At 64.2% G+C, this 15,150-nt stretch carries 9 protein-coding genes and 1 tRNA gene; 6 read left to right on the forward strand and 4 right to left on the reverse strand.

Annotation, left to right across the window (positions count from 1 at the left end):
* Positions 1 to 49: 49 nt before the first annotated feature.
* From B0G57_RS22835 to B0G57_RS22855, 5 genes are all read left to right on the forward strand, one after another.
* Positions 50 to 820, forward strand: a complete 771-nt coding sequence (locus B0G57_RS22835) for an SDR family NAD(P)-dependent oxidoreductase (RefSeq protein ID WP_018440243.1) — start codon at positions 50 to 52, stop codon at positions 818 to 820.
* A 117-nt stretch (positions 821 to 937) separates the two neighbouring features.
* On the forward strand, positions 938 to 2,722 hold the full coding sequence (locus tag B0G57_RS22840; RefSeq protein ID WP_020566137.1) for an IlvD/Edd family dehydratase: 1,785 nt from the start codon (positions 938 to 940) through the stop codon (positions 2,720 to 2,722).
* A gap of 157 nt (positions 2,723 to 2,879) precedes the next feature.
* Positions 2,880 to 2,956: transfer RNA gene (locus B0G57_RS22845), tRNA-Met, on the forward strand.
* Positions 2,957 to 3,211: 255 nt separating this feature from the next.
* Positions 3,212 to 4,267: a DNA polymerase IV gene (gene dinB / locus B0G57_RS22850; RefSeq protein WP_026229592.1), complete on the forward strand. Its 1,056-nt coding sequence runs from the start codon at positions 3,212 to 3,214 to the stop codon at positions 4,265 to 4,267.
* 64 nt (positions 4,268 to 4,331) lie between these two features.
* A complete protein-coding gene (locus tag B0G57_RS22855; RefSeq protein WP_026229591.1) occupies positions 4,332 to 5,618 on the forward strand; it encodes an amidohydrolase family protein in 1,287 nt (428 codons plus the stop codon).
* A gap of 78 nt (positions 5,619 to 5,696) precedes the next feature.
* On the opposite strand, the gene B0G57_RS22860 is transcribed toward B0G57_RS22855, so the two are convergent.
* The 4 genes from B0G57_RS22860 to fixL form a co-directional block, all read right to left on the reverse strand.
* Positions 5,697 to 7,874: a M3 family metallopeptidase gene (locus B0G57_RS22860; protein ID WP_018440239.1), complete on the reverse strand. Its 2,178-nt coding sequence runs from the start codon at positions 7,872 to 7,874 to the stop codon at positions 5,697 to 5,699.
* A 109-nt stretch (positions 7,875 to 7,983) separates the two neighbouring features.
* A complete protein-coding gene (gene folD, locus B0G57_RS22865; RefSeq protein WP_018440238.1) occupies positions 7,984 to 8,856 on the reverse strand; it encodes a bifunctional methylenetetrahydrofolate dehydrogenase/methenyltetrahydrofolate cyclohydrolase FolD in 873 nt (290 codons plus the stop codon).
* Positions 8,857 to 8,992: 136 nt separating this feature from the next.
* Entirely contained in the window at positions 8,993 to 9,634 is a 642-nt protein-coding gene (fixJ, locus tag B0G57_RS22870; RefSeq protein WP_018440237.1) for an oxygen response regulator transcription factor FixJ, read from the reverse strand.
* The gene (gene fixL, locus B0G57_RS22875) at positions 9,631 to 12,147 is read right to left on the reverse strand and encodes an oxygen sensor histidine kinase FixL (protein WP_018440236.1); all 2,517 of its coding nucleotides are present in this window, start codon (positions 12,145 to 12,147) and stop codon (positions 9,631 to 9,633) included. The genes fixJ and fixL overlap by 4 nt, the downstream gene beginning before the upstream one ends.
* Before the next feature lie 294 nt (positions 12,148 to 12,441).
* Here fixL and aceE point away from each other — a divergent pair, with 294 nt between their 5' ends.
* The gene (gene aceE / locus B0G57_RS22880; RefSeq protein WP_018440235.1) at positions 12,442 to 15,141 is read left to right on the forward strand and encodes a pyruvate dehydrogenase (acetyl-transferring), homodimeric type; all 2,700 of its coding nucleotides are present in this window, start codon (positions 12,442 to 12,444) and stop codon (positions 15,139 to 15,141) included.
* Positions 15,142 to 15,150: the final 9 nt, after the last annotated feature.

Genomic DNA, 15,150 nt, shown 5'->3' on the forward strand with positions numbered 1-15,150 from the left:
CCGGTGCGGCGTAACATCAAGCACTACTAACGAACTGATCGGAACTCGCATGTCGTATGCAATTTACCCCAGCTTGAGCGGGAAGACCGTCGTCGTCACCGGGGGAGGGAGCGGTATCGGCGCGGCGATCGTCGAAGCGTTCGCGCAGCAGGGCGCCCGGGTATTCTTCGCCGACGTCGCCGAAGCGGATTCCGTCGCGCTCGAGCGAAAGCTTGCCGGTTGCGCGCATCCGCCGCGTTTTTACCGTTGCGATTTGCGCGATGTGGCGGCGATAGCGCGCTTGTTCTCCGAAGTCGAGGCTCACGCGGGTACGATCGACGTTCTCGTCAACAACGCGGCGAACGACGATCGGCACGAGTTCGCGACCGTCACGGCCGAGTACTGGGACGAGCGCATCGCGGTCAACCTGCGGCATCAGTTCTTTTGCGCGCAGCATGCGGCTGCCGTCATGAAAAAGGCGGGCAACGGCGCCATTCTGAATCTCGGCTCTATCTCTTGGCACCTTGCTTTGCCCAGCTTGGCGATCTACATGACAGCGAAGGCAGGCATCGAAGGCCTGACGCGTGGGCTCGCCCGCGATCTCGGCGGCTTTGGCATCCGCGTCAACGCGATCATTCCCGGCGCCGTGAAGACCCCAAGGCAGATGAAGCTCTGGCAGTCGCCCGAAAGCGAGGCAAAGCTCGTCGCCGATCAGTGTTTGCCGCAGCGCATCGAGCCTCACCATGTCGCGCGCATGGCGCTCTTTCTCGCATCGGACGATGCCGAGCGCTGCTCGGGACGAGAGTACTTTGTCGATGCGGGTTGGTACGGCGGCCTCTGACACCGAACGCGCTGGTCTGCGATCAAAGCCGGGTTGCGACGATCGCATTTCCGTGCAAACAATCGCAACAGTGCTTAACCTGGATTCCCCGGCAAAGGCTCGGCAAAGGAATATGACATGTCATCGACGACGACACGAAGACTGAGAAGCCAGAAATGGTTCGACGACCCGGCCCACGCGGACATGACGGCGCTGTACGTCGAACGCTTCATGAACTACGGCCTGACGCGCGAGGAATTGCAGTCGGGTCGCCCCATCATCGGCATCGCGCAGACGGGCAACGACCTCACGCCTTGTAATCGGCACCATATCGAACTCGCGCAACGCACGAAGGCCGGGATTAGAGACGCAGGCGGCATTCCGATGGAGTTTCCCGTCCATCCGCTTGCCGAGCAGAGCCGCCGGCCGACCGCGGCGCTCGATCGCAATCTCGCCTATCTGGGCCTCGTAGAGGTGCTGCACGGCTATCCGCTCGACGGCGTTGTGCTGACGACGGGCTGCGACAAGACGACACCGGCCTGCCTGATGGCGGCCGCGACGGTCGACCTGCCTGCGATCGTGCTCTCGGGCGGGCCGATGCTCGATGGCTGGTACCAAGGCAAACGCGTGGGGTCCGGTACCGTCATCTGGCATGCGCGAAACTTGCTCGCGGCCGGCGAGATCGACTATGAAGGCTTCATGGAGCTGACCGTCGCGGCATCGCCTTCGATCGGTCATTGCAATACGATGGGCACGGCGCTTTCGATGAACAGCCTGGCCGAAGCGCTCGGCATGTCGCTGCCCGGGTGCGCTTCCATCCCGGCGGCTTATCGCGAGCGCGGGCAGATGGCCTATGCGACGGGCAAGCGTATCGTCGAACTCGTGCGCGAGGACGTGCGTCCATCGAAGATTCTGACGCGAGAGGCATTCGAAAACGCGATCGTCGTCGCCTCCGCGCTCGGCGCTTCGACGAATTGTCCGCCGCATTTGATTGCCATCGCGCGCCATATGGGAATCGAGTTGAGCCTCGATGATTGGCAGCGCCTCGGTGAGGACGTGCCGCTGCTCGCGAACTGCATGCCCGCGGGCGAGTATCTCGGCGAGGGTTTCCATCGTGCGGGCGGCGTGCCCGCGGTACTGCGCCAATTGCACGCGGCCGGTTCGGTGCATGGGGAGTGCGTCACGGTGTCGGGGCGTACGATCGCTCAGATCGCCAGCGCGGCGCCTGATGCGGACGGGGATGTCATTCGCCGATTCGACGAGCCGCTGAAGCAGCGTGCCGGCTTCATCGTGCTGACGGGCAATTTCTTCGACAGCGCGATCATGAAGATGTCGGTCGTGGGCGACGCGTTCCGCAAGACGTATCTCAGCGAGCCCGGCGCGGAGAATGCGTTCGAGGCCCGTGCGATCGTGTTCGACGGCCCCGAGGACTACCACGCGCGGATCAACGATCCGTCGCTCGCAATCGACGAGCACTGCATACTCGTCATTCGCGGCTGTGGCACTGTCGGCTATCCCGGCAGCGCCGAGGTCGTGAACATGGCGCCGCCCGCGGCGCTCGTGAAGCGCGGCATCGACTCGCTGCCATGCATGGGCGATGGGCGGCAAAGCGGTACGTCGGCGAGCCCGTCGATACTGAATATGTCGCCGGAAGCGGCCGTGGGCGGCGGCCTCGCGTTGCTGCGCACAGGCGACCGCGTGCGGGTGGACCTCAATGCGCGGCGTGTCGATGTACTGGTCGACGAGGCAGAGTTAGCGCGCCGCCGCGGTGAGGCGACCCTGCAGGTCCCGCCATCGCAGACGCCGTGGCAGGAAATCTACCGGCAATTCGTGGGGCAACTTTCGACAGGCGGATGTCTGGAGCCTGCGACGCTCTATCTGAAGGTGGTCGAAACGCATGGCGATCCGCGTCATTCGCATTGAGGTGTCTCCCAGAGTCGTTTCATCCGATCGTAGGGGCGGGCGACCGGGTCCGTTACATGCGACGGAGAGGATGACGGTGCGCGGCGCGATGCACCGATGAGCGCAAAGTGAGTGTTTGACGGCATGTGAAATTCGCGCTATAGTTTCATTTCTCTGACGCGGGGTGGAGCAGTCTGGCAGCTCGTCGGGCTCATAACCCGAAGGTCGTAGGTTCAAATCCTACCCCCGCAACCAATCGAAAAACCCGTCCTCTGTGGCGGGTTTTGTCGTTTACGCGCGCCGTAGATCCGCCTGACCCACCAGACAGACTGTGCGTTATTCGATGCGTAGCCGCTTCTGGCGCCATACTGCTTGAAACTCGTACTGTGTTTTTGTACAGTGTCGCTCATCTTGAGCACGCGTGAACGTCCCTCAACATCTGCCCCCGAGCCTGAGCCGGCGCCACCGAATGCGCAGGCGGTACCGGCTCGCGCAGACTTTTCACGCAAGATCATCCATTGCGATTGCGACTGCTTCTACGCGTCCGTCGAGATGCGCGACGACCCGAACTTGCGTGGTCGGCCGCTTGCCGTCGGTGGCCGGCCCGAGCAGCGCGGCGTCATCGCCACTTGCAACTACGAGGCACGCCGCTTCGGCATTCATTCGGCCATGTCGTCGGCGCTCGCCATGCGCAAGTGTCCCGAGCTGCTGATCCTGCCGTCGGCGATGGAGAAATACCGCACGGCCTCGCGCCAGATCATGGCCATCTATCGCGATTACACGGCCGATGTCGAGCCCCTTTCGCTCGACGAAGCCTATCTCGACGTCACGCACTCCGCACGCTGCAAAGGCAGCGCTACGCTGATGGCGGCCGAGATCCGCGAACGGGTGCGCGAGACTGTCGGCGTAACTGTCTCGGCCGGTGTTGGACCGAACAAGTTCGTCGCGAAGATCGCATCGGACTGGAACAAGCCCGATGGGCTTTTCGTGGTGCGGCCGGAGGAGGTCGATGCATTCGTCGCGGCGTTGCCCGTGCGCAAGATTTTTGGCGTCGGTAAGGTGACGGCGGCAAAGCTCGAAAAACTCGGCATCGTGACATGTGCCGATTTGCGGCAATGGTCGGTCGTCGATTTGCATCGCCGCTTCGGGAAATTCGGCAGGCGCCTCTACGAGCTCTCGCGCGGGATCGATCATCGTCCCGTCGAAGCCGATCAGGAGCGTAAGTCGATCAGCGTCGAGACGACCTACGTGACGGATTTGCGCACGCTCGAAGAGTGCGCGAGCGAAATCCGGCGTCTTGCCGAGCAGCTCGACACGCGCATCGGCCGGGCGAGCGCCGCTGCCGGAGTGCGCAAGCTCTTCGTCAAGATCCGCTTCGCCGATTTTCAGCGGACGACGGTCGAATGCGTGGCCGGAGCGACGGACCTGCCGACGATACTCTCTCTGCTCGAGAAGGGCTTCGCACGACGCAACAAGCCCGTGCGGCTGCTTGGTGTCGGCGTGCGTTTGGAAGAGGAAGACGATGCCGCGAAAAACGGACAGTTTCCACTGTTCGACGTCGATTGAACCTACGGCGGCTCTACAATCGACGCCGAGCCATTCCCCATCAACGAGCGAGGAGTCGCCGATGCTGGACCTGATCATTCGCCGCGCTGCATTACCTTCACATGTCGCGGGGCGGGACACGCTCGTCGACATCGGCATAGCGGGCGGGGGCATCGCGGCTATCGAACGCCACCTCGCCGTGTCGGCCCGTGACGAGATCGATGCCGCGGGCTCGCTCGTCACGCCGCCGTTCGTCGACGCGCATTTCCACATGGACGCGACGCTCTCGTACGGTCTGCCGCGCGTGAATCAATCGGGAACCTTGCTCGAAGGCATTGCGTTGTGGGGTGAGCTGAAGCCGCACCTGACGCAGGAAGCACTGATCGAACGGGCGCTCGAGTATTGCGATTGGGCCGTCGCTCGAGGATTGCTCGCGATCCGCTCGCATGTCGATGTCTGCGACGAGCGCCTCCTGGCAGTCGAAGCGTTGCTCGAAGTCAAGCGCCGCATCGCGCCCTACCTCGACTTACAGCTCGTCGCATTCCCGCAAGATGGGCTGCTGCGTAGCGCAGGCGCCTTTCAAAACCTCAAGCGTGCGATCGCCATGGGTGTGGAGGTAGTGGGCGGCATCCCGCACTTCGAGCGCACGATGGCCGATGGCGCGCAATCGGTGCGCATGCTGTGCGAGTTCGCCGCCGACAAAGGCCTGCCGGTCGACATGCACTGCGACGAATCGGACGATCCGCTATCGCGCCACATTGAGACGCTATGCGCCGAGACACACCGGCTTGGACTTCACGGACGGGTGACCGGCTCGCATCTTACGTCGATGCATTCGATGGACAACTACTACGTGAGCAAGCTGCTGCCGCTGATGCGCGAATCGGGCGTGGCCGCCATTGCCAATCCGCTCATCAACATTACGCTTCAAGGCCGCGCCGATACATATCCGAAGCGACGCGGCATGACACGCGTGCCGGAAATGATGGCGGCCGGTATCGACGTGGCGTTCGGCCACGATTGCGTGATGGACCCTTGGTACAGCCTCGGGTCGGGCGACATGCTCGAAGTGGCCCACATGGGCTTGCATGTCGCGCAGATGACGGGACAAGCGGCGATGCGTGCCGCGTTCGATGCGGTCACGGTGAACCCCGCGCGCATTCTCGGCTTGCAGGACTATGGGATCGCGGTGGGTTGTCGGGCCGACTGCGTGCTGCTCGACGCTCGCGATCCGGTCGAGGCGATCAGATTGCGCGCGGCGAGGCTCGCCGTCATTCGGCGTGGCCGCGTGATCGCGCGCTCGCCTGCCGCGCGTGCCGCGCTATCGATCGAAGGGCGGCCAGCCGACGTCGACTTCAGGCTGCATCGCTGAGCGCCACGCGAACTTGCCGCGAGGCGCGCACCGGCGCCGCCGTGTGCGCCGACACGGTGCGCCTACGCCGCGCCGCCATCAATGCGCCGACGGCGCGCCGGCCATGCCGTTGTGCCGTAAGAGCGCGTCGATCGTCGGCGCGCGGCCGCGGAACGCCTTGAACGACTCCATGGCCGGCCGGCTACCGCCTACTTCGAGGATCTCGCGACGATAGCGGCGGCCCGTGTCCGAGTCGAGCACGCTGCCGTTCGCCGCGCGCGCGGCATCTTCGAACGCGGCATAAGCATCGGCGGAAAGCACTTCTGCCCACTTGTAGCTGTAATAGCCGGCCGCGTAGCCGCCCGCGAATATGTGACTGAACGTGTTCGGCCACCGCGAGAACGGTGCCTGCGGAATCACGTGGTAGCGTTCGTTGATCTCGCGTGCGAGATCGTTCGCGCTGCGCGCGGCGGTCGCACCTGAGCCGGCCGCGCCTGGGCCGGCCGCACCTGAGCCGGTCGCATCGAAGTCCGTATGCAGGCGCATATCGAAGATCGAAAACACGATCTGCCGCAACATGCCGAGCCCGCTCTGGAAGTTCTTGGCTGCGAGCATTTTGTCGAAAAGCTCGCGGGGCAGGGCGGCGCCGGAATCGACGTGAGACGTCATGCCGGTGAGCACATCCCACTCCCAACAGAAGTTCTCCATGAATTGCGATGGCAGTTCGACCGCATCCCATTCGACGCCGTTGATGCCCGACACCGCGAGTTCTTCGACGCGCGTCAGCATGTGATGCAGCCCGTGCCCGAACTCATGGAAGAGCGTGATGACTTCATCGTGCGTGAAGCACGCCGGCTTGCCGCCCACGGGCGCCGAAAAATTGCACGTGAGATAGGCGACGGGCGTTTGTACGCCGTGCTCGGTCCTGTGACGCGAGCGCGCGTCGTCCATCCAGGCGCCGCCGCGCTTGCCTTCGCGCGCATAAAGATCGAGATAGAACTGGGCGACGAGCGAGCCGTCGCGATTCTCGACGCGGAAGAAGCGAACGTCGGGATGCCAGACAGGAGCTTCGTCACGGCGGATCGAGACGCCAAAGAGCGACTCCGCCACACGGAAGAGACCGTTCAGCACGACAGGCTCGGGGAAGTATTGCTTGACCTCGTTTTCGGAGAACGCGTAGCGCTTCTCGCGCAGGCGCTCGCTCGCGAACGCGACGTCCCACGGTTCGAGCTGCGCGAAGCCCAGCTCGCTCGCGGCGAATTCGCGCAGCTCGCGCCAATCCTCTTCGGCGTACGGGCGTGCGCGTTGCGCGAGATCGTCGAGGAATGCGACCACCTGATCGGGCGAATCGGCCATCTTCGGCACGAGCGAGACTTCGGCGAAGTTGCGGTAGCCGAGCACCTGAGCCTCTTCGCGGCGCAGCTTCAGCAGCTCGGCCATGATCTCGGTGTTGTCCCATTCGGACTTGCCCGCGCCGTATGCGCCGCCGAGCTCCGACGCCCGCGTGACATAGGCCCGGTACATCGCCTCGCGCATCGGGCGGTGAGCGGCGTACTGCATCACGGGGAAGTACGACGGGAAATGCAGCGTGAACTTCCAGCCCTCGGCGCCTGCCGCCTGCGCGGCCTGGCGCGCGGCTTCGACGACGTCTTCGGGCAGTCCGGCGAGCTCGGCCTCGGACTTGGCGATATAGGCGTAGGCGTTCGTCGAGTCCAGCACATGATCGGAGAACGCCTTCGCGAGCGCGGCCTGCCGCTCCTGCAACTCGCTGAAGCGCGGCTTGCTTTCCTCGGGCAGCTCGGCGCCCGACAGCCGGAAATCGCGCAGCGCGTTTTCGAGAATCTTCTTGCGCTCGACGTTGAGCGTCGCGTACTCGGCGCTCGCCGCGATCGCCTTGTACTTCTCGAATAGCGCGAGGTTTTGGCCGACGCTCGACCAGAACTCGGTCACGCGCGGCAGGTTTTCGGAGTAGGTTGCGCGCAGCTCGGGCGTATCGGCGACGGCATTGAGGTGGCCGACCACACTCCAGGCGCGCGAGAGCGGCTCGGTCGCGCACTCGGTGGCGTCGATGACGTCGGACCAGCCGGCGGGCGTTTGCGGGTCGACCGCATGTTCGATGGCCGCTTTCGCATCGGCGAGCAGTACGTCGAGCGCGGGCGTGACGTGTTCGGGGCGGATTTCTCCGAAGCGCGGCAGGCCCGAGAAGTCGAGCAACGGGTTGCCCGACGCGTTCGACGGTTCCTGCGCTTCGGTCGGATGAGACGTGTGCTGGGCCATGGAGCTTCCTGTCTGTCGTGGATGGGATAACGGGCATCATGCACCCGAATCACCAGTTTGGGACGCCGCGCGAGATTTCCAGCGGCGCGCGCCGTTTTCGCTCGAAAGCCTAGACTCGTTTCGCTTCGGCCGACGCCGCCATGCGCTCGGCCGCTTCGATCGTGTTGACGAGCAGCATCGTGATCGTCATCGGGCCGACGCCGCCGGGCACCGGCGTGATGAAGCCGGCTACATCGCGTACCGCCGCGAAATCGACGTCGCCGCATAGCTTGCCGGCCTCGTCGCGGTTCATCCCGACGTCGATGACGACGGCCCCGGGCTTCACCATATCGGCCGTCACAATGTTTCGCCGACCCGTTGCCGCGACGATGACATCAGCTGCCCGCGTGTGCGCCGCGAGATCGCGCGTCTTGCTGTGGCAGATGGTGACCGTCGCGCCGGCCTCGAGCAGCAGCAGCGCCATCGGTTTGCCGACGATGTTCGAGCGGCCGATCACGACGGCGTTTGCGCCTTTCAGCTCGATGCCGTGCGCTTCGAACATCTTCATGACGCCGTACGGCGTGCAGGGTCGAAAGAGGGGCTTGCCCGTCAGCAGCGCGCCGGCGTTCGCAATATGAAAGCCGTCCACGTCCTTTTCGGGAGCGATCGCCTCGATGACTTTATGGCTGTCGATGTGCGGCGGCAGCGGCAGTTGAACGAGGATCCCGTGGATTTGCGGATCGCGATTGAGCTCGTCGATGCGCGCAAGCAGCTCGGCCTCCGAAAGCGTCGCCGGATAGCGGTCGTACGACGAGTGAATGCCATTGTCTTCACAGGCCTTCACCTTGTTGCGCACGTAGACTTCGCTCGCGGGGTTGTCCCCGACGAGTACGACGGCAAGGCCCGGCTTGTGTCCGCGCGCCGCGAGCGCCGCGGCGCGCGTCGCGACTTCAGCGCGCAGAGTCTTGGAAAGGGCGATGCCGTCGATCAATTGGGCTGTCATGGATGGTCGGTCGGGACAAAGGAAAAATTATACCGCCGGGCTATTGGCCCGACTGGCAGTCCAACCGGCGAGGCAGCGAAGCTTGGAGGGGCGAGACGATGCAGCGAAACGCCGCGCGTGGCGTTTCGCCCGGCGCCTACTGTTGCTGCGGCTTGTTCGACAGCGCGAGTCGCAGCAGGTCGGCGACCGTGTTGACGTTGAGCTTTTCCATGATGTTCGCCCGGTGCGCCTCGACGGTCTTGATGCTGATCCCGAGGTCATCGGCGATCTGCTTGTTGAGGCGCCCGGCGATGATGCGCTCGAGCACCTGGTGCTCGCGCGCCGTCAACTTCGAGAGCCGCTCAGCGGCCGCCCGCTGTTGCTGGACCGTGGTGCTCTCGCTGCGCGCCTTCTCGAGCATTCGCTCGACGAGCTTGCGGAGCTCGGCCTCGTCGAACGGCTTCTCGATGAAATCCATCGCGCCTTTTTTCATCGTCGAGACGGCCATCGGCACATCGCCGTGTCCGGTCACGAAGATGATCGGCAGCGAGGCGTTCTCGGCAATGAGCCGTTCCTGCAGCTCGAGGCCGCTCATGCCGGACATGCGCACGTCGAGAATCAGGCAGGCGATCTGCCCCGGGTGCTGAGCGGGCTGATAGGCGTCGAGGAACTGTTCGGCGCTCGTGAAGCACTGCACCCGATAGCCGTTCGCCTCCAGCAGCCAACGCAGCGAATCGCGCACGGCCTCGTCGTCGTCGACGACAAAGACGGTTTCCTGAGTGGTGACTGGGCTGCTCATAGTTCTCCCGTGACAGTTTGCGGTCTCTGTGCCTCGGACCCGCCTTGGTTATGATCGGCTGGTTCGCCGATCGGCAGACTAACGTGAAACGTGGCGCCTGTAACCTTTCCGTCGGCATCGATGTTGTTGACGACCCACAGGCGTCCGCGATGCGACTCGATGATCGATCGGCAGATGTTGAGGCCCATGCCCATGCCGTCCGACTTCGTGCTGAAAAACGGCTCGAAGAGGCGCTCGATGGCCGCTTCGTCCACGCCCGGGCCCTGATCGATCACGCTGATGCAGACGAACCCAGCATCCAGCCGGACGACGATTCGGATTGCCGGATCAACGGCGTTCGGCCGCGCGCCGTGCATCGCTTCGGCGGCGTTCTTGAGCAGGTTGACGAGCACCTGTTCGATGAGGACCGGGTCCACATAGATGACCGGCAGCCGTGAGCGGATTTCCGTCACGATCCGAATCCGGCGCTTGCGGGTCTCGATTTCGGCGAGACCCACCGCGTCGGCGACGATGTCGGAGACACGAGCGGCCTGGCGCTTCGGCTCGCTGCGCTTCACGAACTCGCGGATTCGCTTGATGATCATGCCCGCGCGCACGGCCTGCTGCGCCGTCTTCTCGAGCACGGGCAAGAGCGTATCGGGCGTCGTGCGACCCGCCTTGACGAGCGCCACCGTGCCCGAGCAGTAGTTGTTGATCGCGGCGAGCGGCTGATTGAGCTCGTGCGCGAGCGAAGAAGCCATCTCGCCCATCGTCATGAGGCGGCTCGTGAACTGCAGCTTCTCTTCCTGTTGACGCGCGAGCTCCTGCGCCTGCTTGCGCGTCGTGATGTCAGTGGCGATCTGCATCTGCGCGAGATGGCCGTCGACCCACTGGATATACTGGCGGCGCACCTCGAACCACTTCTGAATGCTCTGGACGTAGACTTCCTGCGCGTCGGCCGTGCCTTCGGTCAGCGCGGCGGCCGGCAGCCCGGCATAGGTATCCACCATATCGATCGAGTCCGAAGACGCCTGCGTCGAATCGAAGCCGCCGCCGCCCGCGAGCTCGAGGTGCCCGTCGGGCCGAATGCCGAAAAGGTGCCGGTAATAACGGTTCGCGAACAGCAGCTCGGCTTCGTCGGCGGCGAGCACCGAAACGGCGGCGTCGAGGCTTTCGAGCACGGTCGTGAACCGCTCGTGGGCCGCGGCGAGCTCTTCGCGCGCGCGCTTGGGCTCCGTGATGTCGGTCATCGACGACATCCAGCCGGTTTGCCGCCCGGAACTGTCGATGAGCGGCGAGACGTAAAGCCGTGCATGGAAGATCGACCCGTCCTTGCGGCGCACGCGCAATTCGAAACCCGAGGAGGGCGCCTTGCCGCGCAGCGTCATGTCGATCTGACGCTGCATTTCGGGATAGGAGTCGCGTGGCCAGTACGGAAAGGGCGGCGTCTTGCCGACGAGGTCGCTCTCGTCCCAGCCCGTCATCCGGCAGAACGCGGGGTTCACGTGCGTGATCCGTCCGTGCATGTCGAGCACGCGCATGCCGATCAGCACCGAGTTCTCCATCGCGCGCCTGAAGAACGCCTCCGCATACAGCGCCTGCTGTGCCTCGAAGCGCTGGCGCGTGTGCTTCCAGAGGCTCCAGAGACTCCAGAGCACGAAGCACGACAGCCCCGCCACGAGCCACACGAGCGTGTTGTTCGTGAAGTTCGTGATCTGCGGAAACGCGTAGACGCGCACGGTGAGCCCTTGGCCCGGCGGGTCGAGCGGCAGATCGTAGAAAATGTCGCGCGGCAGGCGCGGGCGCGTCGACGTCGTCGAGAGCTCCCGGTTGTCCGCGTCGAGCAGCGAAATCTTGTATTTCGCCGAAAGCTCGGGCGGAATGTCGTGCTTCAAAATCCCTTCGATCGAGAACACGGCGGCAATCGAGCCGAGAAACTCGCGATCGCGATAAACGGGCGTTTGCAGCGTCAGGTAGCCGTTGCCGAGATCGTCGTAGATGAGCGGCGAGTAGACCTGGCGCCGTGTGCTGCGGGCCTCGCCGAAAGCGGCGGTGACGGCCATGTCCATCTGCGCGTCCGTGAGCCGCGCGAAACGCTGCCCCGCGAGCGGCGGCGCCATGTCCGGCCAGTGCAGCGTCTTTCCGCTCGTGTACCAGTTCAGATAGACGATCTCGGGATGCGCCTGCATGATGTCGGCCGTCGACGTCTGAAACGAGCGTTCCTCCTCGTGGCCGGCCGCGAGATCGCGTGCCACGCCCTGCAATTGTTCCTGCGCGCCCGTCATGGACAGGCGGATCTGCTGCTGGGCCCACGCCACGTTGCGAAAGAGCGTGTCCTCCTGCTGCTGCTGCTCGCGCCGGTTCAAGCTCCAGAGGATGAGGCTCATCACGACGAGGAACACCAGGATCGAGAGGAGCGGCGTCAGCAAATAGGAATTGGACCACCACGGTCCGTGGTGCCAGCGGGACGGCGCCGAGTCCGCCCGGGCACCGGACGGCCGCGCCGAGCGTGCGAAAAGCCGATCGGTCAACATGGCTCGAATTGTAGCGCAGCGCCGCAGGGCCAATTGGCGTAAAACAGCAAGCAACGACTGTCAATTCGAGCGTCTTCCGATCGTGGGGCTACCTCGGGAAAGGTCCGATTTGCGGTTCATCTGCGTGCCGTTCGATGTGCGTTGCAACAATATTCCGCATTATGAGAAATGATCTCGTAATTCGAAAAATTCGTTGCGCGGTGGCGTCTGGGGTCATTACAATCGCCCACAACTGCCGCGGCCGAACCGGCTCGCGTCGTCTGTTCGAAGAGCATTTCCTACCAGGAGACGAGAATGTCCGCTGTGCCCGACGAAGTCATGAAGTATGTCGCCGCCGATAAAGACGACGATCCCCAGGAAACCGGCGAATGGCTCGAGGCACTGGAGGGCGTGATCTCCGCCGTCGGCCCGAACCGTGCGCACTACCTGATCGAAAAGCAGATCGAGTTTGCCCGCGTGCATGGCGAGCATCTGCCGTTCTCGGCCAACACCCCCTACATCAACACCATTCCGGTCCCGAATCAGGCGAAGATTCCCGGCGACCAGGACATCGAGCACCGCATCCGCTCCTACACGCGCTGGAACGCGATCGCGATGGTGCTGCGCGCGGGCAAGCACACGAACGTCGGCGGCCACATCGCTTCGTTCGCCTCGGCCGCGACGCTCTACGACGTCGGCTTCAATCATTTCTGGCACGCGCCGTCGGACAAGCACGGCGGCGACCTCGTATTCGCGCAAGGCCACTCGTCGCCCGGCATCTATGCGCGCGCCTTCCTGCTCGGCCGGCTGACCGAAACGCAGCTCGACAACTTCCGCCAGGAGGTGGGCGGCGAGGGCATCTCGTCGTATCCGCACCCGTGGCTCATGCCCGACTTCTGGCAGTTCCCGACCGTCTCGATGGGCCTCGGCCCGATCATGGCGATCTACCAGGCGCGCTTCATGAAGTATCTGCAGGCGCGCGGCATCGTCAACGCGGAGGGCCGCAAGGTCTGGGCGTTCCTCGGCGACGGCGAGACCGACGAGCCCGAATCGCTCGGCGCGATCGGCATGGCGGGCCGTGAGCGGCTCGACAATCTCGTGTTCGTCGTCAACTGCAACTTGCAGCGCCTCGACGGCCCCGTGCGCGGCAACGGCAAGATCATTCAGGAGCTCGAGTCGGAATTCCGCGGCGCGGGCTGGAACGTCGTCAAGGTCATCTGGGGCAGCCGCTGGGACGCGCTCTTCGCGCGTGACAAGACGGGTGCCCTGATGCGCCGGATGATGGAAGTCGTCGACGGCGAGTATCAGACGTACAAGTCCGAGTCGGGCGCCTTCGTGCGCGAGCACTTCTTCAACACGCCGGAATTGAAGGCGCTCGTCGCCGATTGGTCCGACGACGACATCTGGAACCTGAACCGCGGCGGCCACGATCCGCACAAGATCTATGCGGCGTTCCACGCGGCCACGCATCACAAGGGCCAGCCGACCGTCATCCTCGCGAAGACGATCAAGGGCTACGGCATGGGCGAGGCCGGCCAGGCAATGAACATCACCCACCAGCAGAAGAAGATGCAGGTGGATCAGCTCAAGGCATTCCGAGACCAGTTCCGGCTCCCGATCTCCGACGAGCAGATCGTCGACGTGCCGTACCTCAAGTTCGAGGAAGGGTCGAAGGAACTCGAGTACATGCGCGCCCGGCGCGAGGAGCTCGGCGGCTATCTGCCGGCACGTCGTCAAAAGGCGGCCGAGTCGCTGCCCGTGCCGCCGCTCTCGGCGTTCGAGCCGCTCCTGAAGGGCACGGGCGAAGGCCGCGAGATCTCGACGACGATGGCGTTCGTGCGGATCCTCAACATCCTGCTGAAGGACAAAGCGCTCGGCAAGCGCGTCGTGCCGATCGTGCCCGACGAGTCGCGCACGTTCGGCATGGAGGGTCTCTTCCGGCAAATCGGCATCTGGAACCAGGACGGCCAGAAGTATGTGCCCGAGGATTCCGATCAGCTGATGTTCTATAAGGAATCCGAGACCGGCCAGATCCTGCAGGAAGGGATCAACGAGGCGGGCGGGATGTGCGACTGGATCGCCGCGGCGACGTCGTATTCGACGCACGGCGAGATCATGGTGCCGTTCTACGTCTTCTACTCGATGTTCGGCTTCCAGCGCATCGGCGATCTCATCTGGGCGGCCGGCGACATGCGTTCGCGCGGCTTCCTGCTCGGCGGCACGTCGGGCCGCACGACGCTGAACGGCGAAGGCCTCCAGCACGAGGACGGCCATTCGCTGCTGTGGGCGTCGTCGGTGCCGAACTGCGTCAGCTACGATCCGACGTTCGGCTTCGAGCTCGCGGTCATCATGCAAGACGGCCTGCGCCGGATGGTTCAGGAGCAGGAGGACGTGTTCTACTACGTCACGGTGATGAACGAGAACTACGAGCACCCGGCGATTCCCGAGGGTGACGACGTGGCCGCTCACATCATCAAAGGCATGTACTCGCTCAAGAAGGCCGACGGCTCGGGCAAGGCGCCGCGCGTGCAACTCATGGGCGCGGGCACGATCCTGAACGAAGTGATCGCCGCGGCCGATTTGCTGAAGAACGACTGGGGGGTGGCCGCCGACCTCTGGAGCGTGCCGAGCTTCACCGAGCTCGCGCGCGAGGGCCAGGAAGTGTCGCGCTGGAACCTGCTGCACCCGACGGAGCCGCGCAAGCTTTCGCACGTTGAAACGCTGCTGAAGGATACGCAGGGCCCCATCGTCGCTTCGACGGACTACGTGCGGGCGCTGGCCGATCAGATCCGCGCTTATGTGCCGCGGCGCTTCGTCGTGCTCGGCACCGACGGCTTCGGCCGCTCCGACACGCGCGAGAAGCTGCGTCACTTCTTCGAAGTCGACCGTTACTGGGTCACCGTCGCCGCGCTGAACGCGCTGGCCGATGAAGGTACCATCGAGCGCAAGGTCGTGGCCGACGCGCTCGCGAAGTACCGCCTCGACCCCAACAAACCCAACCCGATGACCGTTTAAGGCATCGCC

It is taken from the genome of Trinickia symbiotica, from assembly GCF_002934455.1.
GTDB classification, from domain to species: domain Bacteria; phylum Pseudomonadota; class Gammaproteobacteria; order Burkholderiales; family Burkholderiaceae; genus Trinickia; species Trinickia symbiotica.